The sequence below is a fragment of the Thermithiobacillus tepidarius DSM 3134 genome, assembly GCF_000423825.1.
Taxonomy (GTDB): domain Bacteria; phylum Pseudomonadota; class Gammaproteobacteria; order Acidithiobacillales; family Thermithiobacillaceae; genus Thermithiobacillus; species Thermithiobacillus tepidarius.
On record NZ_AUIS01000003.1, the window covers coordinates 1 to 25,163 of the forward strand.

Sequence of the window (25,163 nt, forward strand, 5' to 3'; positions counted from 1 at the left end):
AGGTCAGGTCGCCGACATCGAACAGGCCGCAGCACTGATCCAGGATCAGCCGGCCGAATTCATCGTGGCCGACAAGGGCTACGATTCGGATGCCTTCGTCGAAACAATTACGACGCAGGGCGGTCAGGCGGTAATCCCGCCGCGTTCCAACCGACTCAACCCCCGCTCGTTCGACCGGCATATCTACAAGAGCCGCAATCTGATCGAGCGTTTCTTCGCTCGCATCAAGCAATTCAGACGCATCGCCACGCGTTACGACAAGCTCGCCCACTCCTTCCTGTCGTTCGTCCATCTGGCTTGTTCCATCGTCTGGTTGGCTTGATTGAGAACAGACCCTAGGATAGCCCAGTCTGCCGGCCTTTGAATGCCCCATTGCCCTGACACGTACGCCATGCCGAACACCGTCACGCACATCGACCTCCTCCGCCACGGCGAGCCCGTGGGCGGCTCCAGCCGCTTTCGCGGCCAGATCGACGACCCGCTCAGCGACAAGGGCTGGGCGCAGATGCGCAGCGCCTGCGGCACACGCCCATGGACCCGCATCGTCAGTTCGCCCCTGTTGCGCTGCCGCGCCTTCGCCGAGGAACTGGCCGCCGCCATGGGCCTGCCCGTGGAACTGGACGAGCGCCTCAAGGAGGTGGGCTTCGGTGCCTGGGAGGGGCGCACCCGCGACGAGATCCATGCCGACGATCCCACCCTGCTGGCCCGCTTCCGCCGCGACCCCGTCGGCCTGCGCCCGGCGGGCGCCGAGCCGCTGGCGGATTTCGTCATGCGGGTCGGCGCCGCTTGCGAGGATCTGGTCGCACGCCATGCCGGCGAGCGCATCCTGGTGGTGGCCCACGCCGGCGTCATGCGCGCCGTCTTCGCCCACGCCCTCGGCGTGCCCCTGGATGCCCTCTACCACATCCAGGTCGGCAACGCCGAATTCAGCCGCTATCGCCACGAGGACGGCCGCTTCACGCTCCTCGCGCATGGCCTCAAGCAACTCTGACGGAACCCGCGCATGCCCCTGATCACCCTGGAAAAAGCCTCCCTCGCCTACGGCCACTGGGCCCTACTGGACCAGGCGGAATTCAGCCTGGAGCCCGGCGAGCGGGTCGGCCTCATCGGCCGCAATGGCGCCGGCAAGTCCAGCCTGCTGCAGGTCTTGGCCGGTATCCAGCCCCTGGACGCCGGCCTCGCCCGCCGCGACAACGCCGTGCGCCTGGCCTATGTTCCCCAGGAGCCGCCGCTGGACCTGGAACACAGCGTCTTCGAGGCGGTGGCGGAAGGCCTGGGCCCACTGCGGCAGACCCTGCTGGAGTACCACGCCGTCACCCACGCCCTGAGCGAGCCCGGCGCCGAGGTGGAGCAACTGCTGCAACGCCTGCAGCGCCTGCAAGGCCGCCTCGATGCGGAAAACGGCTGGGCGGTGCAGAACCGGGTGGAGACGGTCATCTCGCGCCTGGAGCTGCCCGCCGACAAGCGCGTGGCCGAGCTCTCCGGCGGCTGGCGCAAGCGCGTGGCCCTGGCCCAGGCCCTGGTGGCCGAACCGGACGTCCTGCTGCTGGACGAGCCCACCAACCACCTGGATCTGCCCGCCATCGAATGGCTGGAGGGCTTTCTCAAGGAGTTCCCGGGCAGCGTCCTGCTCATCACCCACGACCGCCGCTTCCTGGACAACGTGGCCACCCGCATCGTCGAACTGGATCGCGGCGTGCTCACCAGTTTTCCCGGCAGCTTTGCCGATTACCAGCGCAAAAAGGCGGAGCTGCTGGCCGTCGAGGCCACCCAGAACGCGCTCTTCGACAAGTTCCTCGCCCAGGAGGAGGCCTGGATCCGCCAAGGCATCCAGGCGCGCCGCACCCGCAACGAGGGGCGCGTGCGGCGCCTGGAGCAGCTGCGCCGCGAGCGGGTGCAGCGGCGCGAGCGCCTGGGCAACGTGAACCTGCAGCTGGATACGGGCGAGCGCTCCGGCCAGCTGGTGGCCGAGCTGAGCCACGTCCGCAAGTCCTTCGGCGACAAGGTCGTCATCCGCGACTTCTCCACCCGCATCATGCGCGGCGACCGCATCGGCCTGATCGGCCCCAACGGCGCCGGCAAGACCACGCTGCTCAAGCTCATCCTGGGCGAGCTCCAGCCGGACGGCGGCAGCATTCGGCTCGGCACGCGCCTGCAGGTCGCCTACTTCGACCAGCTGCGCGAGCAGCTCGACCCCGAGGCCACGCTGATCGACACGGTGAGCCCCGGCTCCGACTTCGTGGAGATCGGCGGCGAGCGCCGCCACGTGATCGGCTACCTGGGCGAGTTCCTGTTCCCGCCCGAGCGCGCCCGCACCCCGGTCAAGACCTTGTCCGGCGGCGAGCGCAACCGCCTGCTGCTGGCCCGCCTCTTCACCCAGCCGGCCAACGTGCTGGTGCTGGACGAGCCCACCAACGACCTCGACCTGGAGACCCTGGAACTGCTGGAAGGCCTGCTGGCGGAATACGCGGGCACCCTCTTCCTGGTCAGCCACGATCGCCAATTCCTGGAGAACGTGGTCACCCAGATCATCGCCTTCGAGGGCGATGGGGTGCTCACGGAATATGCCGGCGGCTACGACGACTGGGCACGCGCCCAAGCCGCCCGGGCTGCGGCCGCGCCCAAGGCCGCACCCCCGCCCGCCGCACCCAAGCCGGCGCCCGCGGCGGCCGGCAGCGGCGGCAAGCCCAAGCTGTCCTTCAAGGAAAAACGCGAGCTGGACGAGCTGCCCGGCCGCATCGAGGCGCTGGAGGCCCGCCAGCACGAAATCGCCGGGCAGCTGGCCGATCCGGCCCTGTACCGGAGCGCGCCGGAACGCGCCCAGGCACTGCAGCAGGAGGCCGCCGCCCTCGGCCAGGACCTGGAACGGGCCTACGCCCGCTGGGAGGAGCTGGAAGCCAAGGCCGGGGCCGGGAGCTGAGGCCGGCCGCGTGTCAGGCCACCTCTACCACGGTCACCTCGAACTCCACCGCCAGTCCCGCCAGCGGATGGTTGAAGTCCACCACCACCTCCGTGTCGCCGACCTCAAGGATGGTGGCGGGCAGCACTTCGCCCTGCGGTGAGTCGAAGCTCAGCACCTGGCCCGGCTCCAGTTCGAGCTCCGCGGGAAAGCTGCTGCGCGGCGTACGCGTGGTCAGCGACTGATCGTGCTCGCCATAGGCATATTCCGGCGGCAGATTGACCACCTTGTGCTCGCCCGGCGCCATGCCGAGCAGAGCCTGCTCCAGCCCGGCGACCAGTTCGCCCTGCCCCATCCTGATGGTCACCGTCTCATTCTCCTGCGTAGCATCCACCACCTGGTCGTTCTCCAGGCGCAGGACGTAGCGCAGGGTCACCTTGGAATCGGCTTGGACCGTTTGCATCTCGAACCTCCATCATCAAGCAAAACGCTGCTCCCGCCAGGGATCGCCGTCGTTATGGTAGCCACGCTGCTCCCAGAAGCCCGGCCGGTCCCCGGCCATCAGCTCCAGGCGCGTCAGCCACTTGACGCTTTCCCAGGCATACAGGCTCGGCACCACCAGCCGCGCGGGCCCGCCATGCTCCACCGGGATGGGCCGGCCGTCCAGGGCCGTGGCAATCAACACGTCATCGGCCAGCAGCCTGGCCAACGGGACATTGGCGCTGTAGCCCTCCGCACTGTGCGCCATCACGTGAGTGGCCGACGGCGCCGGCCGCGCCTGCGCCAGCAGCTCGCGCACCCGCACCCCGCTCCAGGCGGTGTCGAGCCGCGACCAGCGGGTCACGCAATGGAAGTCGGAAGGCACCGCGACCACGCCGAACGCCAGGAGCGCGGACCAGGACAGGGCCACGGGACGCTCGACCAGACCATCAACCTGCAGACGATAGTCCGCCGTGGCGATCCGGGGCCGGGTGCCGAGATCCAGCACCGGGAAATGGGTCACCGCCCTTTGGCCGGGCGGCACCCGGCCGGCGGCCGGGGCCGGGCGCGCCGGCGCATCCCGCGCCGCGGCGCGCAGCTTTCCGGCAATCAGCTTTTTCAGGTCCATATCTTGCTCCCCGGAACGCAGCAGCTTCAATTCCGACTGGACAAACGCGGATATCCGGTTAGACTACACCCTTTTCCCGCACCCGAATACGTCGCTTGCACACGGAGGCTCTACGCGCCTCGATGGACCGATTCGCATTGCCGTGCCCATGATGGCACACCGCTCCCGATCCCCTTGCCGCACCACAGGAACATGGCCAGATCCCCCATCACCGGAAAGACCGCCGTTTACGGCATCGTCGGCGACCCCGTCGCCCACAGCCTGTCGCCGCTCATGCACGCGGCCTTTGCCGAGGCCGTGGGCGCGGACCTGGTCTACGTACCCTTCCACGTCCGCGAGGCGCATTTCGCCGCCGCGCTGGCCGGCCTGCCGGCCCTGGGCGTGTGCGGCGTCAACGTGACCGTCCCCCACAAGGAACGGGCGCATGCCCTGGCGCAGGAACTGACGCCCGAGGCCGCGGGCATCGGCGCTGTCAATACCCTGCACTTCGTTGACGGCCGCGTGCTCGGCCACAACACGGATGCGGCGGGCTTCAGCCTGGCCTTGGACGACACCGGCCTGGACTGGCGCGGGCGCACGGCCCTGGTCATCGGCGCCGGCGGCGCCGCGCGCGCCATTCTCTGGGCCCTCGGCGCCAGCGGTGCCACGGCCATCCATCTCGCCAACCGCACGCTGGCGCGTGCCGAAGCCCTGGCCGCCGCCTTCCCCCAATTCCCCATCCATCCCCTGCCCCTCGATCGGGATCACCTGACGCCGCTGCTCCATGAGGTGGGGCTGGTGGTGAACACCAGCAGCCGCGGCCTGCACGGGGAAGGGCATCCGGAGCTGGAACTCGCCCGGCTGCCCAAAACTGGCATTATTTGCGACATCGTCTATAACCCCATAAGTACGCCGTTGCTCGCGGCAGCCAACAGCATGGGATTGCGGACCGTGGACGGGCTGGGCATGTTGCTGCATCAGGGAGCGGCAAGCTTCCGGCTGTGGACGGGCCAACAGCCGCCGGTAGCCGCGGTCAAGGAAAAACTCGAACAATGGCTAGCGTCAACCCAAACAGCAAACCACTGAATTCGCTTGCGCAGGCGCTGATACAGCAGGGACTCTGCTCGGAGGAGGTGGTCGCCCGCGCGGTGCAGGACGCCCAGCAGCAACACACCACCCTGGTGGCGCTGCTGGTGCGCAACGGCGTCGTCGATCCCAAGCGCCTGATGCGCAGCCTGAGCGAGCGCTACGGCCTCTCCATGCTGGATCTGGACGCCGTGGCGCTGGATGACGAAGTCAGCGGCCTGCTCGATCGCAAGCTGATCCGCCGCTACCACGCCCTGCCCCTGTCCAAACGCTGCAAGCACCTCTACCTGGCCGTCTCCGATCCCACCGACTTCAGCGCCTTCGACGACATCAAGTTCAATACGGGCCTGCAGGTCATGCCCGTGGTGGTGGAGGAGGACAAGCTCAACCGCCTGATCGAAGGCCTGCTCGGCCAGATGGAAGGCAATATTGCCGATCTCATCGGCAACGGCAGCTTCAACGCCACCCTCGAGAGCGAGGAGGACGCTGAGGTCAGCCTCGACCAGATGGCCTCGGGCGGCGACGACGCGCCGGTAGTCAAGTTCGTACAGCATCTGCTGCTGGACTCCATCCAGCGCGGCGCCTCCGACGTGCATCTGGAACCTTACGAAAAATCCTTCCGGGTGCGTTACCGCATCGACGGCATCCTGCAGGAAATCATCCAGCCGCCCCTGGGCCTGCGCGAAGGCATCACCTCGCGTCTCAAGATCCTGGCGCGCTTGGACATCAGCGAGCGGCGCATTCCCCAGGACGGCCGCCTGCGGGTGCGCCTGTCCAAGGAGCGGGCCATCGACTTCCGCATCAGCTTTCTGCCCACCCTCTACGGCGAGAAGATCGTGCTGCGCCTGCTGGACCCGGCCAGCGCCCGGGTCGGCATCGACAAGCTCGGCTTCTTCCCGGAGCAGCAGGCAGCCTTCCTGGAAGCCATCCACCGGCCCTACGGCATGGTGCTGGTCACCGGCCCCACCGGCTCGGGCAAGACGGTGACTCTGTACACTGCGCTGAACATCCTGAATACCCCGGGCGTGAACATCAGCACCGCCGAGGACCCGGTGGAAATCAACCTGCACGGCATCAACCAGGTCAACGTCAACGACAAGATCGGCATGGGCTTTTCCACCGCCCTGCGCGCCTTCCTGCGTCAGGACCCCGACATCATCATGGTCGGCGAAATCCGCGATCTGGAAACGGCGGAAATTTCGGTCAAGGCCGCGCAGACCGGCCACATGGTGCTGTCCACCCTGCACACCAACGATGCGCCGCAGACGCTGACCCGCCTGGAGAACATGGGCGTGCCCACCTTCAACATTGCCTCGGCGGTGCAATTGGTGCTGGCCCAGCGCCTGGCGCGGCGTCTGTGCGAGCATTGCAAGAAGCCAACCAGCATCCCCGAGCCCGCCATGCTGGAGGCCGGGTTCAGCAAGGAGCAGCTGAAGGGCTGGCGGCCCTACACCGCCGACGGCTGCGAAAAGTGCAACAAGACCGGCTACAAGGGCCGCGTCGGTCTTTATCAGGTCATGCCCATCTCGGAAGTCATGCGCAACATGATCCTGGAAGGCAAGACCGCGGCGGATCTGGCACGGCAGGCGGCCGCCGAGGGTATCCTCACCCTGCGCCAATCGGGCCTGCGCCGGGTGATGGACGGCACCACCAGCTTGCAGGAAGTAACCCGCGTAACCAATCTGTAGGACAGGACGACTCACTATGGCGCAAGCGGCACAGGAAGCGGCAGTCAGGAGCAAAACCGTAGCGGACCTGGAATTCGTGTGGGAGGGCAAGGACACGCTGGGGGCGATCAAGAAAGGCGAGATCCGTGCCCCATCGGAGGCTTACGCGCGGGCCATGCTGCGCCGACAGGGCATCTTGCCGACCCGGGTGAAGAAGAAGCAGAAATCCCTGCTCGGCGACCGCAGCATCAAGGAAAAGGATCTGGTGGTCTTCACCCGTCAGCTCGCCACCATGCTCAACGCCGGCTTGCCCATTGTGCAGGCGATCGAGCTGATCGGCGCGGGCGCCAGCAACAAGGGCATGCAGAAGCTGCTCAAAAGCATCCAGACGGATGTCGAGTCGGGCGAGCGCCTGTCCAGCGCCCTGGCCAAGTTCCCCGCCTACTTCGACAAGCTGTACGTGGCGCTGGTCTCCGCCGGCGAGCTGGGCGGCATCCTGGATACCATTCTGCTCAAGCTGGCCACCTACCGGGAAAAGAGCTACGCCCTGAAGGCAAAAGTCAAATCGGCCCTCTTCTATCCTACCAGCATCATCGTGGTCGCCTTCATCATCACCGCCATCCTGATGATCTTCGTGATTCCGAAATTCGCTGAAATGTTCTCCGGCTTCGGCGCCGAGCTGCCGGCGCTGACCTCCTTCGTCATCAAGCTGTCCAACGGCTTCGTCCGCTACTGGTACCTGGTCTTCGGCATTCCCATCGCCGGTCTCGTCGGCCTGCGCCTGGCCTACAAGCGGGTGCCCAAGGTCCATGCCGCCTTCGACCGCATGCTGCTGCAGATGCCGGTGCTGGGCGACATCCTGCTCAAGGCGGCCATCGCCCGCTTCACCCGCACCTTCTCCACCATGCACGCGGCGGGCGTGCCCATGACCGAGTCCCTGGAGACCATTGCCCGCACCTCGGGCAATACGGTGATCGAAGACGCGATCATGAAGGCGCGCGAGGCCGTGGCGGCCGGCCAGCGCCTGTCTCAGCCCCTGGCCGAGGCCGGCATCTTCCCGCCCATGGTCGTGCAGATGATCAACATCGGCGAGGAGTCCGGCGCCCTGGAGACCATGCTCGCCAAGGTGGCGGATTTCTACGAAAGCGAGGTGGATGAGGCGGTGAACCGCATGACCAGCCTGATGGAACCCATGATCATGGCCTTCCTGGGCGTGGTCATCGGCGGCCTCGTGATCGCCATGTATCTGCCCATCTTCAAGCTCGCCTCCGTCGTGGGTGGCTGAGCCGGCAGGAGCCATGCAGTTCTTTCATCAGACCACCGATCCGGCGCCGCGCATGGCGGACGGTGCCTGGCGCCTGCTGCAGGGCGTCGCCGCCTCCCGCCTGCTCATCACGGCGGCGCTGGCTTTGCTGGCACACTTCCCGGATGGCGCGCCCATCCTGGCGGTCAGCGGCAACAGCACCCTCCTGCAGCACAGCATCCTGGCGGCCGGGCTGGCCAGCTTCATCTACCTGGGGGTAACGCTGGCCAGGTGGCCCGGCAAGCCCCGCTTCCACGCCCTGCTCCAGGTCGTGGTGGACACCTTGCTGATCACGCTGCTGGTCCACTACACCGGCGGCCAGCACAGCCCGCTGAACGCCCTCTACCTGCTGGCGGTGGTCAGCGCCGCCTTTCTGCTGGGCGGGCACAGCGCCTTTTACCTGGCCTGGGTCATTCTCGGGCTCACCTTCCTGCTCGCCCTGCTGCGCCTGGCCCTCGGCCTCGATCAGCGGCTGGAAACCGCCCCCTTGTGGGTCTTCGGCTTGGCGCTGGTGGCCATTGCCGTGCTGGCCGACAACCTCGCCTCCCGCCTGCGGCGCTCCGAGCAGCTCCTGGCCGAGCGCGGCTCGGAGATTCTGAGCCTGAACGCCCTGAACAACGAAATCATTCAGCACATGGACCTCGGCGTGCTCGTGGTCAGCGAGGAAAACCGCGTGCTGCTCACCAATCCGGTGGCGCGCACCATGACGGGCTACCCCGAATGGTCCGAGGTCAGGCTGCCCATCGACGTGGTCAGCCCCACCCTGCTGAGCTTCGTGATCCAATGCCGGCTCGGCAAGCCGCGCAGCGTCGACCCGGTGGTCTTGAAATCCCGACGGCACGAGGAACGGCTGGTCAAGGTCCACTGCGTGCCGCTGGCGGAGCAGACCCAGGGCCCGATCCTGATGCTGCTGGCGGACGTCAGCCAGGACCAGGCGCGCGAGCAGCAGGCGCAGCTGGCCGCCCTCGGCCGCCTGACCGCCAACATCGCCCACGAGATCCGCAATCCGCTGAGCGCCGTCAGCCATGCGGCCCAGCTCCTGCACGAGCGGCTGCTCGATACCCAGGTGCGCCGCCTCAGCCACATCATCGTGCGGGAGACGGACCGCCTGAACCAGATCGTGGAATCGGTGCTGGAACTCGGCAGCCCGCGGCCGCCCCAGATCGAGGACTTTGCCGTGCGCCCTTGGATCCAGCAGGTGATGGAACACCTGCGGCAGGACCCCGCTCACATCTCGTCCAATCTGCACCTGTACTTGGCCGAGCCCGAGCTGCGCCTGCGCGCCGATCCGGCCCAACTGCAGCAGGTGCTGTGGAACCTGGTGCGCAATGCCACCCACTATGGCCACCGGGACCAGGAAGAAGCGATCATCGAGATCCATGCTAAACGCGAGGATGATCAGCACGGCAGCATCGCCGTCCGCGACCATGGCCCCGGCGTCCCCGCCGCCCTGGCCCGCCGCATCTTCGAGCCGTTCTTCACCACCAGCTCCCGCGGCACCGGCCTGGGCCTGAACATCGTGCGCGATCTGGTCACCCACAATCAGGGTAGGATAAAATACAGCACCCATCCCCAGGGCGGAGCGGTATTCAAAGTGATCCTGCCCCTGGCGGGCCCCGAACCGGCCACGCGCAGCGGTGGCCCGCTCTCCGACACCCAGCAGCAACGCAGCATCTCCAATTCACGGGAAAGCATCTCTTCATGAACGGCAGCATGGAACAGAACATCCGCACCCTGATCGTGGACGACGAACCAGCCATCCGTGAGCTCCTGGCCTTCACCCTGGAGGACATGGACCTGCAGGTCAGCGTGGCCGCCACCGTGCGCGAGGCCAAGATGCAGCTCGAGCAGGGCGGCATCGATTTTTGCCTGACCGATCTGCGCCTGCCCGATGGCAGCGGCCTGGAAATCGTCTCCGAGATCCAGCACCACCACCCCCTCATGCCGGTGGCCGTGATCACGGCCTACTCCTCCGCCGACAGCGCGGTGGAGGCCATGAAAGCCGGGGCCTTCGACTACGTTTCCAAGCCCATCGAGGTCAACCGCCTGCGGCAACTGGCCCGCCGCGCCATTCAGCTGCTCGGCCCCCGGGTGGCGGAAAAGGCGGCGGTCGACCCGGTCGTCGGCGAAGGGCCGCAGATCCTCGGCGTCTCCCCGGCGATCACCCGCGTGCGTGAGCAAATCCAGCGCCTGGGCCGCAGCATGGCCCCGGTGCACATCACCGGCGAATCGGGTACCGGCAAGGAGCTGGTGGCCCGCGCCATTCATGCCGCCAGCCCGCGCGCCGCGGCGCCTTTCACCCCGGTCAACTGCGGCGCTATCCCCGAAAACCTGATGGAGAGCGAATTTTTCGGCTACGAAAAGGGTGCCTTCACCGGCGCGACCCAGCGCCGGGCCGGCCTCTTCGAGGCCGCCAACGGCGGCACGCTCTTTCTGGACGAGGTGGCGGACCTGCCGCTGCCCATGCAGGTCAAGCTCCTGCGCGCCATCCAGGAGCGGGCCATCCGGCCGGTTGGCGCCCACAAGGAGATGCCGGTGGACGTGCGCGTCATTTCCGCGACCCACCAGGACTTGGCGCAATTGGTGGCGGAAAAGCGCTTCCGCGAGGATCTCTACTACCGGCTCAACGTCATTCCCCTGTCCGTGCCGCCCCTGCGCGAGCGCCGCGAGGACATCCCCGTCATCGCCGAGATGCTGCTGCAGCGCATTGCCCAGCGCCAGGGGCTCGGTTCCCTGCGGCTCAGCCCCGCCGCCCTGGCTTGGCTGACCCACTACCCCTTCTACGGCAACGTGCGGGAGCTCGAAAACCTGCTGGAGCGCGCCGCGGCCCTGCATGAAGGCGCCAGCATCGAACCCCATGACCTGCAGGCGCCCGGCACGCCGCCGGCCGAAAGCTGCGCGGCGCCGCCCAACCTGGACGCCACCATCGAGGCCACCGAGGGCCGCATCCTCTTGGATGCCCTGGAACGCGCCCAAGGCGTGAAGACCGAAGCGGCACGCCTGCTCGGCATCAGCTTTCGCTCCTTCCGCTACCGCCTGAAGAAGCTGGGGCTGGATCAGTGAGCATGGGCCGTAAATCGTGAGTAGCGAATCGTGAGAAAGGGCTCCGTTCACGCTTCACGCGTCACGTGTCACGCCACGGAGGCGCGCGATGCCACTCGCTGAGCCCATGCAGACCGCGCTGCTCTTCGGCATCCTGGGCCTGCTCATCGGCAGCTTCCTCAACGTGGTGATCCACCGCCTGCCGCGCGGCCTGTCGGTGGTCAGCCCGCCCTCTGCCTGCCCGGCCTGCGGGCGCCGGGTGCGGGCGCTGGAAAACATTCCCGTGCTCAGCTTCCTGCTCTTGGGCGGCAGGTGCCGGGGCTGCGCCGGCCGCATCGGCTGGCGCTATCCGGTGGTGGAGGCCCTTACCGGGCTGCTGACCGCCTTCAGCGCCGTGCAGCTGGGCTGGGGGCCGCAGCTGCTGCCGGGCCTGCTGCTGCTCTGGGCCCTGCTGGCGCTGACCTTCATCGATCTGGATACCCAGCTGCTGCCCGATGCCATCACCAAGCCGGGCATGCTGCTGGGCGTCCTGCTAAACACCGGGGTTTGGTACGGCATGGGGCAGCCGCTTTTCGCCAGCCCGCTGAGCAGCCTCCTGGGGCTGCTGCTCGGCTACGGCAGCCTGTGGCTGCTGGCGATGGCCTATCTGAAGCTCACCGGCAAGCACGGCATGGGCTTTGGCGACCTGAAGCTGCTCGGCATGCTCGGCGCCTGGCTCGGCTGGAGCGCTGTGCCCATGATCCTCTTCATTGCGGCATTGACGGGCGGCCTGGTCGGCATCGCCCTGCTCGCCGCCGGCCGCGGGCGGCACTACGCCATTCCCTTCGGCCCCTATCTCGCCCTGGGCGGCTGGCTGATGCTGCTGTGGCCGCAGCAGATCATCCATGGCTACTTTTCCCTGCTCGGCGGCTGAACGAATGCTGATCATCGGACTCACCGGCGGTCTGGCCTGCGGCAAGAGTCTCGTCGCCGAGCAGTTCCGCGCGCTCGGCGCGCACGTGCTGGACACTGACCTCATGGCGCGCGAACTGGTCCTGCCCGGCCAAGCGAGCCTGGCGGCGATCCGGGAACATTTCGGCGCGGCGGTGATCAATCCGGATGGGACGCTGAACCGCGCAGCCCTGCGGTCGCGCATCTTCGCCGATCCGGCGGCAAAGGCATGGCTCGAAGCGCTGCTGCATCCGCCAATCCGTGAACTGCTGCAGGCCCGCAGCGCAGCCATCGGCCGGCAGGAGCCGGACGCCGTGGCGATCCAGGTCGTGCCGCTGCTCTTCGAGAGCGGCAGCGACCGGCAGGTGGATCGGGTCCTGGTGGTGGATTGTGATCCCGAGCTGCAATATCAGCGCGCTTTGGCGCGCGGTGGCTGGTCGCCCGCGGAGGTCCGCGCCGCCATCGCCAGTCAGTGCAGCCGCGAAGTGCGTCTGGCGCGTGCCGACGACGTGATCGATAATAACGGGACGCCCACCCGCACCCACGCCCAGGTCGCGGCGCTCATGGCGCGCTACCGGGCGCTGGCTCAGCAAGCGACAACAAAAAATGACCCGCTGCCCCACGGCGGGCCTTCATCGCCGAAGCAGTGAGGACATGACTGGACCTGTCTACGAACATCCGCTGAACGAACGCACCCGCATCTTCCTGCGCATCGAGACACTCTTTGCCTGCCTCGACGGGCACTTGGCCGATGCCAGCATGTGGTCGGCCAAGGCGGCCCTGAGCGTCATCAACGAACTCGTCGACCTCTTCGCCCGGCCGGACCTGAAGGGCGAGTTCACCGTGGAACTGGACCGGCTCATCCGCTGGCTGCAGGCACTGGCCCAAAGCCCCGACGTGGATCGGGAGCGCCTGCAGCACTACGCGCGGGAATTGCAGGAAGAGCAGGAGCGCCTTTACCAGATCCACGGGCAGTTGGGCCAGGATCTGCGCCAGCACGAGCTCCTCGCGGCCGTGCGCGGACGCCAGGCCATCGCCGGCGGCGTCACCCATTTCGAGTTGCCGGCCCTGCACTACTGGATGAACCTGCACGAGACCCAGCGCCTGCAGAATCTGCAGGATTGGGCTGCGCGCTTTTACCGGGTGCGCCCCGCCCTCGACCTGATCCTGCAACTGCTGCGCGAGTGCGGCGCCATGCAGTGGCAGACGGCGCGCCAGGGCATCTACCAGCAGGCCCTGAACCCGCGCATGCCGCCGGCCCTGATCCGGGTCCGGCTGGACTCCCCGGAACACTTCCCGGTGATCAGCGGCGGCCCGCACCGCTTCACCATCAGCTTCTCCGAGCTGGTCGACCTGGGACGCAGCCGTCTGGTAAACTCCGACGTGGATTTTGAGCTTGGAATCTGCTCTCTCTGAGACCAGAGGCCGTCATGTCGAACAAAGACCAGAACAGCGGACGCACCCTGCGCCCCTGCCCGCAGTGCCACAAGCCCGCGCCCTGGGAGGGCAACCCCTACCGGCCGTTTTGCAGCGAGCGCTGCCGCCTGCTGGACCTGGGCGCCTGGGCCAGCGAGCAGTACCGCGTGCCTGCGGAGGAGGCGCCGCCCGGCGACGCCGTCCCTAAAGACGAGGAGACATAATGCACATCGGCAAAACCCTGACCCAGTTTCTCCTGGAGGAATCCCGCCGCCATCCCGAGGCGACCGGCGACTTGGCCCCGTTGCTGAACGACCTCATGGTCGCCTGCAAGTACATCGGTAGCCTGGTCAACCGCGCCGGCCTGATGGACATCCGCGGGGCGGCCGGTGCGGAAAACGTGCAGGGCGAGCAGCAGCAGAAGCTGGACGTCATCTCCAACGAAGCCATCCTGCAGGCCATGGCGTGGACCGGCCACCTGGCCGGCATGGCCTCCGAGGAAATGGACGATCCCTACGTGCTGCCCCAGGGCGTGGCGCGCGGCAAATACCTGCTGCTCTTCGATCCGCTGGACGGCTCCAGCAACATCGACGTCAATATCAGCGTCGGCACCATCTTCAGCATTCTGGAAGCGCCGGTGGCGGGCCGCGACGCCACGGTGGAAGACTTCCTGCAGCCCGGCACCCGACAGGTCTGCGCCGGCTACACGGTCTACGGCTCCTCCACCATGCTGGTCTACACCCGCGGCTTCGGCGTGAACGGCTTCACCCTGGATCCCAACATCGGCGAGTTCATACACACCCATCCCGACATGCGGGTGCCGGAGGACACCAAAGAGTACGCCATCAACGCCAGCAACTACCGCTTCTGGGAAGCCCCGGTGCAGCGCTACATCGACGAGCTCAATGCCGGCAAGAGCGGCCTCCGCGAGCGCGACTTCAACATGCGTTGGGTCGGCTCCATGGTCGCCGATGTGCATCGCATCCTGAATCGCGGCGGCGTCTTCATGTATCCCTTCGACACCAAGGACCCCAAGAAGCCGGGCAAGCTGCGCCTCATGTACGAAGCCAACCCCATGGCCTTCCTGATCGAGCAGGCGGGCGGCGCGGCCACCACCGGACGCGAGCGCATCCTGGACATCCAGCCGAACGCCCTGCACCAGCGCGTGCCGGTGATCCTGGGCTCCAGGAACGAGGTAGACCGGGTCACCACCTATTATCAGGAACAGTGAGCGCCGTGCCGTAACCCGCTCCTTGCAGCCGGAAGGACTGGCTGTTCCTCTTGGGGCATATGCCGCAACCCTGTGGCATATGCCCCATTTTCTTGCCGCACCATGCGGACAAGTCTTTGATTTTTCATTACCTGCGATCGGGCATGCTCCTTGCTGTCAGCTGTCGCTGATACAGACCCAAGAACGGAGGATTACATGCCCACTGCCCGCCCCATCCTGCTGAGCGCTCTCTTCGGTTTTCCCTTGGCCGCACTCGCTGACGGCGTGCCCGTCTTGGCGCCGGTGGAAGTCCAAGGCGCATCCGAAACGTCGCAAGGCCCGACATTACGGCCCGCGCAGATACTGGAGCGCGCGCCCCAGGACAGCGCCGACCTGCTCAATACCGTGCCCGGCGCGGCGGTCAACCGCAATGGACCGCTGACCGGCATCGTGCAGCTGCGCGGGCTGGAAGGCGACCGGGTGGGCATCCGGGTGGACGACATGACCATCACCCCGGCCTGTCCCAACCGCATGGACCCGCCGCTGCACTACATCGCGCCGCAGGCGCTGGAAACGCTCACGGTGATCCCGGGCATCGCGCCGGTCAGCACCGGCCCCGGCGCCCCGGCCGGCGCGGTGCTGGCGGAGCGCAAGGGCGTGGCGCTGGGGCCCGACGCCAAGTACCGGCCCGGCGGCGAACTGGGCCTCGGCCTGCGCGGCAACAACGGCGCCATCAGTGCTTATCTGGCGGGACAGGTGGCCAACGAGGTCCAGGGCCTGCGCCTGTCCGGCAGCGCCGGCAAGGCCGCCAACACCCGCTTCCGCGGCGGCACCATCGCCGACACCGGCTACAGCTATCAGGCCGGCGACATCGACTACGCGCGCCGCCTGGGCCGCGGCCGCCTGGATCTCAGCGCCGGCCTGCACAATACCTGGGATGCCGGTACCCCGGCGCTGGGCATGGACATGATCTACGACAAATCGCAGCGCTACCGGGCCAAGTACAGCGGCCAGGGACCAGGCCCCTGGGCCCGCGTGGAAACCAGCCTCTATCACCATCGGGTCGATCATCTGATGGACAACTACAGCCTGCGCCCGAACACCGGCATGCGCATGTTCGCCCCGGCCGAGTCCCGCGACACCGGCGGCAAGCTCAGCGCGTCCCTGGCCGCCGGCGGCGGACTGGCCACCCTCGGCGCCGACTTCCACGTGAACAGCTTCGACGCCTATCAGCAGAACGCGGCCACGGGCGCGGCCATGGACATGTTCAACAATGCCCGCAGCCAGGACCTCGGCGTCTTCTCGGAATGGTCGCGGGAGCTGGGCCGGCGCTGGACGCTGGATCTCGGCGCGCGCCTGGACCGCTACGTGTCCGATGCCGACGTCATCGTGCGCAGCAACGGCATGACCGCCGCGGCGGCGGCCGCCTTCAATGCCGCCGAGCGCCGCCAGACGGACTGGAACTGGGATGCCACCGCCAAGCTGAGCTACCTGGCCCGCGCGGACCTCAGCTACAGCCTGGGCGTGGCCCGCAAGACGCGCTCGCCGAGCCTCCTGGAGCGCTATCTCTGGACTCCGTTGGCCGCCAACGCCGGCCTCTCCGATGGCCGCCGCTATCTGGGCGACGTGAACCTGCGCCCGGAGGTGAGCTATCAGGCCAACCTCGGCCTCGACTGGCGTCCCCGGCAGGCGCTGCTCACCGTCAATCTTTTCTACAACCAGGTGCACGACTACATCCAGGGCGCGCGCACCCCGGCCGCCATCGCCGCCGGCGCCGACGTGCTGCAGTTCGCCAATCTGGACAAGGTGATGCTCTACGGCATCGACGGCCAAGGCCACTATGACCTCGGCACCGCCTGGCGTTTGACCGGCCAGGCCGCCTACGTGCGCGGCCGCCGACTGGGCGACGGCGACAGCCTGTACCGGATCGCCCCCCTGTGGGGCACCCTGGGCCTCTGGCATCGGCGGCAGAGCTGGCAGGCGGGCCTGGAAACCCGCTTGGTCGCCCCGCAGAACGCCGTGGCCGCCTTCAACGGCGAGCAGCGGACGCCCGGCTACCAGCTACTGAACCTGCGTGCCCGCTTCACGCCGAACCAAGCCTGGCAAGTGGATGCCGGCATCGAGAACCTGCTCAACCGCTACTACGTGGACCACCTGAACGGCATCAACCGGGTGGCGGGCAGCGACGTGCCGGTAGGCGGCAAGCTGCCCGGCGCCGGCATCAACGTCTATCTGCAGGCGAGCTACCGCCTGTGAGCGGGCTCGTGGCCCGCTGGCAACGGCTTCGGAGATGTGGTGAGATACGCTGATGGATTTCGGTACGCAGCTTCCCATTCTCACCGCCCTCATCGTCGGCCTGCTGGGCGGCGTCCACTGCGTGGGCATGTGCGGCGGCATCGTCGGCATGCTGAGCTTCAGCCTGCCGCCCGCCGTGCGCGCCGAACCCCTGCGCCAGATGCCTTACCTGCTCGGCTACAACGCCGGCCGCATCCTCTCCTACTCGGTGGCGGGCCTGCTGGCGGGCGGCCTCGGCGCGCTGGCGGCCGGCGTGCTGCCGCTGCGCTTGGCCCAGCTCGTCCTGCAGGGCTTGGCGGCCGTGATGATGCTGGCCATCGGCCTCTACCTGGCCGGGTTGGCTCCCAAGGTCAGCCGCATCGAGCACCTGGGTCAGCCCCTGTGGCGGCGGCTGGAGCCGGTCGGCCGACGCCTGCTGCCGGTACGCTCCCCCGGTCACGCCCTGCTGCTGGGCACCCTCTGGGGCTGGCTGCCTTGCGGTCTCGTGTACTCGGCGCTCATCATGGCCCTGTCCGCCGGTTCGGCGGCGCGCGGGGGCCTGCTGATGCTGGCCTTCGGACTGGGCACCCTGCCCACCGTGCTGACCATGGGCAGTCTGGCCGGCCTGCTCACCCACTTCACCCGCAAGCCCTGGGTGCGCAGGGCGGCGGGCTTCAGCATCGCCGGCTTCGGCGTGCTGTCCCTGGTGCTGCTGCTGACCAAGCTGGTCGGCCAGCAGCCGTTACATTAGTGCATGCCGGTTCGCCGGCTTTCGATGAGGAGTTGTCATGCGTAAGACCTTGTTGGCCCTGAGCCTCGCGCTCGCCCCCCTGCTGGCCCACGCCGCCCCCGCCGTGGACCATCCGTGGGTACGCCCCATCCCGCCGGCCCAGAAGATCAGCGCCGCCTTCATGGTGCTGAAGAACCCCGATGCCAAGGCGGACGCCCTGATCAGCGCCAGCACCCCGGCGGCGCAGACGGTGGAACTGCATGCCACCATTGCCGACGGCAACGTCATGCGCATGCGCCAGCAGGACAAGATCCCCCTGCCCGCCCGCGGTCAGACGGAGCTCAAGCCGGGCGGCTATCACCTGATGCTGATTAACCTCAAGCAGCCCCTGAAGGCGGGCGACAAGGTACCGCTGACCCTGAAGTTCCAGAGCGGCAGCATCATCGAGCTGGAAGCACCGGTGGAGGATCGCACGGGCATGCCCATGGGGCATGAGCATCATCACTGAGGCTGGGTGAACGGCCTGGCGGGACGCGATGCCGTGCCAGACGAGGACGGGACCGATCGCAGCCGGGCTGGGTAGGAGCGGGCTTGCCCGCGATTCATGCCAGCCGGCGCGCCATATCGCGAGCCAGCTTGCGCCTGCGCCCGCCCGGAGTACTACGCCAGTGCGTACTTCTTCAGGCGGTAAAGCAGGGTGTCGCGACTGATGCCCAGCAGGCGGGCGGCCTGGGAGCGATTGCCGCGGGCCTGCTGGAGCGCCTCTTCGATCAGGCGGCGCTCGGCGGCGAAGAGACCCAGGCTCTCCCCGGCGGCCGGGACGGCCTCCGCGAATTCGGCCGGCAGGCACTCCGGCCCCAGCGGCACGCCGGCCTCGCCGTGCAGCACCGTCAGCCGCTCGCACAGGTTCTTGAGTTCGCGCACGTTGCCGGGCCAGGCATAGGCCGTCAGTCGAGCCAGCGCCCGCCGGTCCAGGCTGACGCAGGGACGGCCGTAGCGGGCCGCCGCTTCGGCGGCATAGTGGGCGAAAAGCAGCGGAATGTCCTCGAGCCGTTCGCGCAGGGGCGGCATTTCCAGCGGCACCACCTGCAGGCGATAATAGAGGTCGGCGCGAAAGCGCTGTTCGCGCACCAGCTGCAGCAGATTGCGATGGGTGGCGGCAATGAGGCGCGTGCGCACGGTCACCGGCCGGGCCTCGCCCACCGGATGGATCTCGCCGCTTTCCAGGAAGCGCAGCAGCTTGGCCTGTGCCATGAGCGACAGCTCGCCGATCTCGTCCAGGAAGAGCGTCCCCCCGGCGGCGGCGCGGATGCGGCCGGCATAGTCCTGGGTGGCGCCGGTGAAGGCGCCGCGCCGGTAGCCGAACAGTTCGGATTCCAGGAGCTGGTCCGGGATGGCGGCGCAGTTGATGGCCACGAAGGGGCCCGCCGCCTGGGCGGAGCCGGCGTGGACGAAGCGGGCCAGAAGCTCCTTGCCGGTGCCGGACTCGCCCTGGATCAGCACGGTGACATCCGTGGCCGCCACCAGGCGCGCCGCGCGCAATACCTGCTGCAGGGCCGCCGCGCGGCCCAGGAGGAAGGGAGCATCGAGTCTGAGATCCGTCATGGCGTCCACCGTCATATCCGCAGCGCCGGGAGGCGCCCGCGGCAAGTTGGAGAAAGCATACGATGACCGTCAAGCGCAAATGGCTCTTGGGCCTGCTGCCGGTCCTGATCCTTGTCGGGATATTGGCATCCATTTATATACAACGCGACCGGCTCCGGCAAGTCATCGCCCCGCCCGCCGCCGCGCAAATCATGCGCGCCGCACCCGCCGGCTGCGATCTGGGCAGCGGCCCCTGCGGCGCAGTCGATGCCGACGGCCGGCACGTGAGCGCCGAGCTGCAGCCGCGCCCGGTACGCACCATGGAGCGGCTGCGCTTCACCATCCGGGTAGACCCGGCACTGGCGCCGCTGCAGGAAGCGCAGGTGGACTTCACCATGCCGGGCATGGACATGGGCGTGAACCGCTTCACCCTGCGCCCCGAGACGCCGACGCAATGGGCGGCCACGGCCATGCTGCCCATCTGCACCCAGGGCGGCAGCGACTGGCGCGCCACCCTGCTGCTGCGCGACCGCAACGGCCGACTGTGGCAGGCCCAGTGGCCGCTGCACGTGGCCGGCGGCTTGGCATCAGGCGCCTAGCATCCGCCTCCCGAATGCGTCGGTGGCCCGCCGCAGCGCTGTGGGACGGCACGGCCACGGCGACCGCGAGCAGGCTCGCCGCTGCAAGGCGGGTGGCACCCAGTCACCGGAGCGAGCTCGCGCGATGGGCGCCCGGCCTGAAAAGCACTTTCAGGCGGCGGGCGCCAGGGCAGCCAGATATGCCGTCACCGCCTCCCGCGGATCCGGCGCCTCCAGAATGCCGCCCAGCACCGCCACGCCCGCCGCCCCGCGGGCCAGCGCCGCTGCCGCCCGCGCCGGGGTGATGCCGCCCAGCGCCAGCACCGGCAACGCCGCCTGCCGCACCAGGCCGGCGAAGCGCTCCAGACCCAGCGCCGGAGCGCCGGGGTGGGTGGCGGTCGGGAAAACCGGCGACAGCAGGGCGAAATCACAGCCCACAGCCGCGGCGGCCGCCAGCTCGGCCGCATCGTGGCAGGAAGCCCCCAGCAAGCCCCAGTCCGCCTGGCGTCGCTGCCCCGCAAGGTGCGCCAGCTGGGCGGCGGAGAGCTGCACCCCGTCCGCGCCCCAGGCAGCCACCTGGGCGGGATCGCCGTTCAGCAGCAGCCGGGCGCCCGCCGGGCGCGTGATGGCCAGCACCTGTGCCGCCAGCGCACGGGACTCCTGTTCCGCCAAGCCTTTGGCGCGCAACTGTACCCAGGATACGCCGGCATCGATGACGGCTTGCAGGTGGGGCAGAAAGTGCCCGGGCGGGCAGCGGGACGGATCGGCGATGAAGTAGAGGCGCGGCTCAGGCAGGGCCATGCGGCAGCTCCGCGGACAGGGTTTGCAGCGCCGCGACGATGGGCAGATTGGCCGCCGGAAAGGACAGCGCCATCAGCTCGGCCACGGACGCCCAACGCAGCGGCTGCCCCTCCAGGCCGCGCGGCTCGCCGCTGAAGCGCCGCACGAGGCAGATCTGCAAAGCCACCGACTTGTCGGGGTAGCGGTGCTCCTGGGTAAACCAGTGGCGGGCCTCCTCCACCCGGATGCCCAGCTCCTCGTGCAGCTCGCGCCGCAGAGCCGCCAGCAGGTCTTCGCCCGCTTCGATCTTGCCGCCGGGAAACTCCCAGAGGCCGCCCTGGTGCGCCTCGGGCCGGCGGCGGGCGACCAGCACCCGCCCCGCCGCGTCCAGCACCACCCCCACCGCCACCTGCACCACGCTGCCGTGCGACTGCTCACCGCTCACGTTGCGCTCAGGTCCGGTATTCGGCGTTGATCTTGACGTAGTCGTAGGACAGATCGCAGGTCCAGATGGTCTCGCTGGCCGCGCCGCGACCCAGGTCCACGCGGATGACGATCTCCGGCTGGGCCATGACCGCCGCCCCGTCCTCCTCCCGGTAGCCGGGCGCCCGCGCGCCCTGCTGCACGATGGCCAGCTCGTTGAGCCAGATGGCCACCCGGTTCACGTCCAGATCGTCGATGCCGGCCGAGCCGATGGCGGCGAGCAGGCGTCCCCAGTTGGGGTCGGAGGCAAAAAAGGCGGTCTTGACCAGCGGCGAGTGGGCGATGCGATAGGCGGTGCGCAGGCACTCCGCGCTGTCGGTGCCGCGTTCCACGGCGATGGTGATGAACTTGGTCGCCCCCTCGCCGTCGCGGACGATGGCCTGGGCCAGCTCCAGCATGACCTCGGCCACCGCCGCCTGCACGGCGGCAAAGGCCGCCCCCTGCGGCTCGGCAATGGGCGCCAAGGGCGCCCGGCCGGTGGCGATCAGCACGCAGGCATCATTGGTGGAGCTGTCGCCGTCGACGGTGATGCGGTTGAAGGAACGGTTGGCCGCATGCTCCAGGCAGGCTTGCAGGGCGCTCTGCCCCAGCGGCGCGTCGGTGGCGACGAAGGCCAGCATAGTAGCCATGTCCGGGCGGATCATGCCGGCGCCCTTGCAGATGCCAGTCACCGTCATCGGCACGCCGTCGATCTCGATGCGGCGCGAGGCGCCCTTGGCCACGGTGTCGGTGGTCATGATCGCTTCAGCCGCCCGCGCCCAGTTGTTCTCGTCCAGCTGGGCCGCGCAGCCGGTCAGGCCGGCCAGCAGCCGCTCCACCGGGAAGCGCTCGCCGATCACGCCCGTGGAGAAGGGCAGCACCTCGTGCAGCTCGCAGCCCAGCTGCTGGGCCACGCCGTCGCAAACCGCGCGGGCGTCCTCGATGCCGGCCTCGCCGGTGCCGGCATTGGCGTAGCCGGTGTTGATCACCAGCGCTTGCGGCGTGGCCACGCGCAGGTGATTCTTGGCCAGGATCACCGGCGCGGCGCGGAAGCGGTTCCTGGTGAACACCGCGGCCACCTTGCTGCCGGGAGCCAGGTGCATCAGAGTCAGGTCCAGCCGGTTCGGCTTCTTGATGCCGGCCGCCACGCTGCCCAGGCGCACGCCGGCAACGGGATGCAAGGACGGCAAGGCACTGAGTCCGACAGCCATGATCAGCGCACCCCGCCCAGCCAGCGCCGCGCGGCACAAGCGGGCTCCATCACACCGCCCGGCCGACGGGGCGTTTTCCCAGTGGGCACGACATGCTTTCTTTTATTCATGGCTTATTAACGACTTGACTGGTTCAGGCCAACCGGCCGCAGCAGTGCTTGTACTTCTTGCCCGAACCGCAGGGGCAAGGTTCGTTGCGGCCGACCTTCTGTCCTTCGCGCACGATCGGCTGCGGCCGCATTTCCGGCCCTTCCTCCACCCCGCCGGCCGCTTCGGCGAAGCTGGGATGCTGATACTGCACCTCGGCAGGATGCGGGCGCTGTTCCTCGAAGGCGGCCACGTCCTGTTCGGCGGCCACGTGCAGCCTGGAAACGATCTCGATGACCTCGGTCTTGACCCGCCGGATCATGTCGTTGAACATCTCGAAGGCTTCGCGCTTGTACTCCTGCTTGGGATTTTTCTGGGCGTAGCCGCGCAGATGGATGCCTTGGCGCAGATGGTCCATGGCCGCCAGGTGGTCCTTCCACTGGGTATCGAGAACCTGCAGCATGGCGGCCTTCTCGAAATGCCGCATGACCGGCGCGCCGACCAGTTCCACCTTGGCCGCGTACAGGCTCTCCAGATCCGCCAGCAGCCGCTCGAAGAGAGCGTCGCGGTGCATGGCCTGATCCTGAGCCAGCCATTCGCGCACCGGCAACCGGGCGCCGAACTGACGCTCCAGGGCGTCCTCCAGCCCCGCCAGATCCCATTCCTCTTCCATCACGCCGGCCGGTGCGTAGGTCACCAGCAGCTCTTCCAGGACCTCGCGACGCAGCTCGGCGATGGTGTCGCTGATGTCGTCCGTGTCCATGAGGGAGTTGCGCTGCTGGTAGATGACCTTGCGCTGCTCATTGGCCACGTCGTCGTATTCCAGCAGCTGCTTGCGGATGTCGAAGTTGCGGCCTTCCACCTTGCGCTGGGCGTTCTCGATGGCCTTGGTGACCCACTTGTGCTCGATCGCCTCGCCTTCCTGCATGCCCAGGCGCTGCATGATGACGCCGATGCGCTCGCTGGCGAAGATGCGCATCAGGCTGTCCTCCAGGGACAGGAAGAAGCGGCTGGAGCCCGGGTCGCCCTGACGTCCGGCGCGGCCGCGCAGCTGATTGTCCACGCGGCGCGACTCGTGGCGCTCGGTGCCGACGATGTGCAGGCCGCCCAGCTGAATGACCTCGTCGTGGCGCGCCTGCCATTCCTGGCGGATCTGCTCGATCTTGGCCTGCTTCTGCTCCTCGCTCAGCAGGACATCGTCGCGCACCTGCTGGATGAGCGGCTCGGGGTTGCCACCCAGCACGATGTCGGTACCGCGGCCGGCCATGTTGGTGGCGATGGTCACCGCCTTGGGCTGACCGGCCTGGACCACGATCTCGGCCTCGCGCTCGTGCTGCTTGGCGTTCAGCACTTGATGCGGGATCTTGGCCTTTTTCAACAGGCCCGACAGATACTCGTTGGTCTCGATGGAGGTGGTGCCCACCAGCACCGGCTGACCGCGCTCATAGCAGTCGCGGATCTCGTCGGTGATGGCCTTGTACTTCTCCTCGGCGGTGCGATAGACCAGGTCGGGCATGTCCTTGCGCTGCACCGGCCGGTGGGTCGGGATCACCACCACTTCCAGGCCGTAGATCTGCTGCAGCTCGTAGGCCTCGGTATCGGCGGTGCCGGTCATGCCGGACAGCTTCTGGTACATGCGGAAGTAGTTCTGGAAGGTGATGGAAGCCAGGGTCTGGTTTTCGTTCTGGATCTTGACCCCCTCCTTGGCCTCCACGGCCTGGTGCAGGCCGTCGGACCAGCGCCGCCCGCTCATCATGCGGCCGGTGAACTCGTCGATGATGATCACCTGGCCGTCGCGCACGATGTAGTCCACCTCGCGCTTGAACAGGGCATGGGCGCGCAGCGCCTGGTTCAGGTGATGCACCAGGGTGACGTTGCTCGCGTCATAGAGATTGCCCTGTACCAGCAGGCCGGCATCGCGCAGCAGGTTCTCCGCCCGCTCCGTGCCTTCTTCCGTGAGCATCACCTGGCGCGCCTTCTCGTCGACGGTGTAATCCTCCTCCGGCTTCAGGTGCGGGATGACCTTGTCCACCTGATGGTAGAGCTCGGTGCTGTCCTCGGTCGGGCCGCTGATGATGAGCGGCGTGCGCGCCTCGTCGATGAGAATGGAATCCACCTCGTCGATGATGGCGTAGTGCAGCTTCCGCTGCACCCGTTCCTCTGGGCGGAAGGCCATGTTGTCTCGCAGGTAATCGAAGCCGAACTCGTTGTTGGTGCCGTAGGTGATGTCGGTGCCATAGGCGGCGCGGCGCTCCTCCTGGGACAGATCGGACACGATCACCCCCACGGAGAGCCCCAGGAAGCGGTAGACCTTGCCCATCCATTCGGCATCGCGGCGCGCCAGGTAGTCGTTCACGGTGACCACGTGCACGCCTTGGCCGGTCAGGGCGTTGAGGTAGGCCGGCAACGTGGCGACCAGGGTCTTGCCCTCGCCGGTGCGCATCTCGGCGATCTTGCCCTGGTGCAGCACCATGCCGCCGATCAGCTGCACGTCGAAGTGGCGCATGCCCAGCACGCGCTTGGAAGCCTCCCGCACCACCGCGAAGGCTTCGGGCTGGAGATCGTCCAGGCTCTCGCCGCCGGCCAGACGCCGCTTGAACTCCTCGGTCTTGGCGGCCAACTGGCTGTCGCTGAGCGCGGCGAGGTCGGCCTCCAGGGCATTGGTGCGGGCGACCAGCCCCTGCAAGCGGTTGATGAGCCGATCGTTGCGGCTGCCCATGAAGCGGCGTACTAAACTAGAAATCATAGGAAAGTCTGCATCCAGCACAGGAGATGAGAAAATTTTGCTGACAAATTACCATAGGACGCTCCCCCGCG

24 protein-coding genes are annotated in these 25,163 nt (G+C 67.9%); 17 read left to right on the top strand and 7 right to left on the bottom strand.

Features of this window, described 5'->3' with window-relative positions:
* The 3 genes from G579_RS0100005 to G579_RS0100015 form a co-directional block, all read left to right on the top strand.
* Positions 1 to 322: IS5 family transposase (locus G579_RS0100005; protein ID WP_028988540.1), on the top strand; the 322-nt coding region annotated here is incomplete at its 5' end.
* Between the two features lie 69 nt (positions 323 to 391).
* Entirely contained in the window at positions 392 to 991 is a 600-nt protein-coding gene (locus G579_RS0100010) for a histidine phosphatase family protein (RefSeq protein ID WP_028988541.1), read from the top strand.
* Positions 992 to 1,003: 12 nt separating this feature from the next.
* Positions 1,004 to 2,920 carry an ATP-binding cassette domain-containing protein gene (locus tag G579_RS0100015; RefSeq protein WP_028988542.1) on the top strand — a complete coding sequence of 639 codons (1,917 nt, stop codon included), beginning with the start codon at positions 1,004 to 1,006 and terminating at the stop codon, positions 2,918 to 2,920.
* 13 nt (positions 2,921 to 2,933) lie between these two features.
* On the opposite strand, the gene G579_RS0100020 is transcribed toward G579_RS0100015, so the two are convergent.
* Together G579_RS0100020 and G579_RS0100025 are read right to left on the bottom strand one after the other, a co-directional pair.
* Positions 2,934 to 3,362 (bottom strand): FKBP-type peptidyl-prolyl cis-trans isomerase, encoded by a 429-nt coding sequence (locus tag G579_RS0100020; RefSeq protein ID WP_028988543.1) that lies wholly within the window; start codon positions 3,360 to 3,362, stop codon positions 2,934 to 2,936.
* Positions 3,363 to 3,377: 15 nt separating this feature from the next.
* Positions 3,378 to 4,007, bottom strand: coding sequence for a sulfite oxidase-like oxidoreductase (locus G579_RS0100025; RefSeq protein ID WP_028988544.1), 630 nt, complete (start codon positions 4,005 to 4,007; stop codon positions 3,378 to 3,380).
* Positions 4,008 to 4,199: 192 nt separating this feature from the next.
* Here G579_RS0100025 and aroE point away from each other — a divergent pair, with 192 nt between their 5' ends.
* The 13 genes from aroE to G579_RS0100090 all read left to right on the top strand — a co-directional run bounded on the left by aroE (position 4,200) and on the right by G579_RS0100090 (position 18,152).
* A complete protein-coding gene (gene aroE / locus G579_RS0100030; protein ID WP_028988545.1) occupies positions 4,200 to 5,072 on the top strand; it encodes a shikimate dehydrogenase in 873 nt (290 codons plus the stop codon).
* Positions 5,039 to 6,760 carry a type IV-A pilus assembly ATPase PilB gene (gene pilB, locus G579_RS0100035; RefSeq protein WP_028988546.1) on the top strand — a complete coding sequence of 574 codons (1,722 nt, stop codon included), beginning with the start codon at positions 5,039 to 5,041 and terminating at the stop codon, positions 6,758 to 6,760. The genes aroE and pilB overlap by 34 nt, the downstream gene beginning before the upstream one ends.
* Before the next feature lie 16 nt (positions 6,761 to 6,776).
* A complete protein-coding gene (locus G579_RS0100040) occupies positions 6,777 to 8,024 on the top strand; it encodes a type II secretion system F family protein (protein ID WP_051180641.1) in 1,248 nt (415 codons plus the stop codon).
* A 13-nt stretch (positions 8,025 to 8,037) separates the two neighbouring features.
* The gene (locus G579_RS14905) at positions 8,038 to 9,747 is read left to right on the top strand and encodes a two-component system sensor histidine kinase NtrB (protein WP_051180642.1); all 1,710 of its coding nucleotides are present in this window, start codon (positions 8,038 to 8,040) and stop codon (positions 9,745 to 9,747) included.
* Complete coding sequence (locus G579_RS0100050) at positions 9,744 to 11,105, top strand: sigma-54-dependent transcriptional regulator (RefSeq protein ID WP_211218612.1); 1,362 nt, start codon at positions 9,744 to 9,746, stop codon at positions 11,103 to 11,105. The genes G579_RS14905 and G579_RS0100050 overlap by 4 nt, the downstream gene beginning before the upstream one ends.
* Before the next feature lie 88 nt (positions 11,106 to 11,193).
* Entirely contained in the window at positions 11,194 to 11,997 is an 804-nt protein-coding gene (locus tag G579_RS0100055; protein ID WP_028988549.1) for a prepilin peptidase, read from the top strand.
* Between the two features lie 4 nt (positions 11,998 to 12,001).
* Entirely contained in the window at positions 12,002 to 12,664 is a 663-nt protein-coding gene (gene coaE / locus G579_RS14910) for a dephospho-CoA kinase (protein ID WP_051180643.1), read from the top strand.
* Positions 12,665 to 12,668: 4 nt separating this feature from the next.
* The gene (gene zapD / locus G579_RS0100065) at positions 12,669 to 13,430 is read left to right on the top strand and encodes a cell division protein ZapD (RefSeq protein WP_028988550.1); all 762 of its coding nucleotides are present in this window, start codon (positions 12,669 to 12,671) and stop codon (positions 13,428 to 13,430) included.
* A gap of 14 nt (positions 13,431 to 13,444) precedes the next feature.
* Positions 13,445 to 13,654, top strand: a complete 210-nt coding sequence (locus tag G579_RS0100070) for a DNA gyrase inhibitor YacG (RefSeq protein WP_028988551.1) — start codon at positions 13,445 to 13,447, stop codon at positions 13,652 to 13,654.
* Positions 13,654 to 14,661, top strand: a complete 1,008-nt coding sequence (locus G579_RS0100075) for a class 1 fructose-bisphosphatase (protein ID WP_028988552.1) — start codon at positions 13,654 to 13,656, stop codon at positions 14,659 to 14,661. Before G579_RS0100070 ends, G579_RS0100075 begins: the two co-directional genes overlap by 1 nt.
* A 195-nt stretch (positions 14,662 to 14,856) precedes the next feature.
* A complete protein-coding gene (locus G579_RS0100080) occupies positions 14,857 to 16,896 on the top strand; it encodes a TonB-dependent receptor domain-containing protein (RefSeq protein WP_028988553.1) in 2,040 nt (679 codons plus the stop codon).
* A 52-nt stretch (positions 16,897 to 16,948) separates the two neighbouring features.
* Positions 16,949 to 17,665 carry a sulfite exporter TauE/SafE family protein gene (locus tag G579_RS0100085; protein WP_155989673.1) on the top strand — a complete coding sequence of 239 codons (717 nt, stop codon included), beginning with the start codon at positions 16,949 to 16,951 and terminating at the stop codon, positions 17,663 to 17,665.
* Positions 17,666 to 17,702: 37 nt separating this feature from the next.
* Positions 17,703 to 18,152 (top strand): copper chaperone PCu(A)C, encoded by a 450-nt coding sequence (locus G579_RS0100090; protein ID WP_028988555.1) that lies wholly within the window; start codon positions 17,703 to 17,705, stop codon positions 18,150 to 18,152.
* A gap of 152 nt (positions 18,153 to 18,304) precedes the next feature.
* On the opposite strand, the gene G579_RS0100095 is transcribed toward G579_RS0100090, so the two are convergent.
* Complete coding sequence (locus G579_RS0100095; RefSeq protein WP_028988556.1) at positions 18,305 to 19,249, bottom strand: sigma-54 interaction domain-containing protein; 945 nt, start codon at positions 19,247 to 19,249, stop codon at positions 18,305 to 18,307.
* Positions 19,250 to 19,311: 62 nt separating this feature from the next.
* Here G579_RS0100095 and G579_RS14915 point away from each other — a divergent pair, with 62 nt between their 5' ends.
* Complete coding sequence (locus G579_RS14915) at positions 19,312 to 19,827, top strand: hypothetical protein (RefSeq protein WP_051180644.1); 516 nt, start codon at positions 19,312 to 19,314, stop codon at positions 19,825 to 19,827.
* Between the two features lie 150 nt (positions 19,828 to 19,977).
* Here the strand turns inward: G579_RS14915 and G579_RS14920 are convergent, their stop codons facing one another.
* The 4 genes from G579_RS14920 to secA form a co-directional block, all read right to left on the bottom strand.
* A complete protein-coding gene (locus G579_RS14920; protein ID WP_051180645.1) occupies positions 19,978 to 20,607 on the bottom strand; it encodes a thiamine phosphate synthase in 630 nt (209 codons plus the stop codon).
* Complete coding sequence (gene mutT, locus G579_RS14925; RefSeq protein WP_162142942.1) at positions 20,594 to 21,031, bottom strand: 8-oxo-dGTP diphosphatase MutT; 438 nt, start codon at positions 21,029 to 21,031, stop codon at positions 20,594 to 20,596. The genes G579_RS14920 and mutT overlap by 14 nt, the downstream gene beginning before the upstream one ends.
* Positions 21,032 to 21,038: 7 nt before the next feature.
* Positions 21,039 to 22,259 carry a bifunctional glutamate N-acetyltransferase/amino-acid acetyltransferase ArgJ gene (gene argJ, locus G579_RS0100115; RefSeq protein WP_028988557.1) on the bottom strand — a complete coding sequence of 407 codons (1,221 nt, stop codon included), beginning with the start codon at positions 22,257 to 22,259 and terminating at the stop codon, positions 21,039 to 21,041.
* Positions 22,260 to 22,392: 133 nt separating this feature from the next.
* Complete coding sequence (secA, locus tag G579_RS0100120; RefSeq protein WP_028988558.1) at positions 22,393 to 25,092, bottom strand: preprotein translocase subunit SecA; 2,700 nt, start codon at positions 25,090 to 25,092, stop codon at positions 22,393 to 22,395.
* Between the last annotated feature and the right edge of the window lie 71 nt (positions 25,093 to 25,163).

Bases quoted from the DNA above. Each gene is read 5' to 3' on its own strand.
- G579_RS14920 (WP_051180645.1), bottom strand. From the start codon at position 20,607: ATGGCCCTGCCTGAGCCGCGCCTCTACTTCATCGCCGATCCGTCCCGC.
- pilB (WP_028988546.1), top strand. From the start codon at position 5,039: ATGGCTAGCGTCAACCCAAACAGCAAACCACTGAATTCGCTTGCGCAG.
- G579_RS0100085 (WP_155989673.1), top strand. From the start codon at position 16,949: ATGGATTTCGGTACGCAGCTTCCCATTCTCACCGCCCTCATCGTCGGC.
- G579_RS0100040 (WP_051180641.1), top strand. From the start codon at position 6,777: ATGGCGCAAGCGGCACAGGAAGCGGCAGTCAGGAGCAAAACCGTAGCG.
- coaE (WP_051180643.1), top strand. From the start codon at position 12,002: ATGCTGATCATCGGACTCACCGGCGGTCTGGCCTGCGGCAAGAGTCTC.
- aroE (WP_028988545.1), top strand. From the start codon at position 4,200: ATGGCCAGATCCCCCATCACCGGAAAGACCGCCGTTTACGGCATCGTC.
- G579_RS0100010 (WP_028988541.1), top strand. From the start codon at position 392: ATGCCGAACACCGTCACGCACATCGACCTCCTCCGCCACGGCGAGCCC.
- G579_RS0100050 (WP_211218612.1), top strand. From the start codon at position 9,744: ATGAACGGCAGCATGGAACAGAACATCCGCACCCTGATCGTGGACGAC.
- G579_RS0100055 (WP_028988549.1), top strand. From the start codon at position 11,194: ATGCCACTCGCTGAGCCCATGCAGACCGCGCTGCTCTTCGGCATCCTG.
- G579_RS0100090 (WP_028988555.1), top strand. From the start codon at position 17,703: ATGCGTAAGACCTTGTTGGCCCTGAGCCTCGCGCTCGCCCCCCTGCTG.
- G579_RS0100070 (WP_028988551.1), top strand. From the start codon at position 13,445: ATGTCGAACAAAGACCAGAACAGCGGACGCACCCTGCGCCCCTGCCCG.
- argJ (WP_028988557.1), bottom strand. From the start codon at position 22,259: ATGGCTGTCGGACTCAGTGCCTTGCCGTCCTTGCATCCCGTTGCCGGC.
- G579_RS0100075 (WP_028988552.1), top strand. From the start codon at position 13,654: ATGCACATCGGCAAAACCCTGACCCAGTTTCTCCTGGAGGAATCCCGC.
- G579_RS0100095 (WP_028988556.1), bottom strand. From the start codon at position 19,249: ATGACGGATCTCAGACTCGATGCTCCCTTCCTCCTGGGCCGCGCGGCG.
- zapD (WP_028988550.1), top strand. From the start codon at position 12,669: ATGACTGGACCTGTCTACGAACATCCGCTGAACGAACGCACCCGCATC.
- secA (WP_028988558.1), bottom strand. From the start codon at position 25,092: ATGATTTCTAGTTTAGTACGCCGCTTCATGGGCAGCCGCAACGATCGG.
- G579_RS14905 (WP_051180642.1), top strand. From the start codon at position 8,038: ATGCAGTTCTTTCATCAGACCACCGATCCGGCGCCGCGCATGGCGGAC.
- G579_RS0100080 (WP_028988553.1), top strand. From the start codon at position 14,857: ATGCCCACTGCCCGCCCCATCCTGCTGAGCGCTCTCTTCGGTTTTCCC.
- G579_RS14915 (WP_051180644.1), top strand. From the start codon at position 19,312: ATGACCGTCAAGCGCAAATGGCTCTTGGGCCTGCTGCCGGTCCTGATC.
- G579_RS0100015 (WP_028988542.1), top strand. From the start codon at position 1,004: ATGCCCCTGATCACCCTGGAAAAAGCCTCCCTCGCCTACGGCCACTGG.
- G579_RS0100020 (WP_028988543.1), bottom strand. From the start codon at position 3,362: ATGCAAACGGTCCAAGCCGATTCCAAGGTGACCCTGCGCTACGTCCTG.
- G579_RS0100025 (WP_028988544.1), bottom strand. From the start codon at position 4,007: ATGGACCTGAAAAAGCTGATTGCCGGAAAGCTGCGCGCCGCGGCGCGG.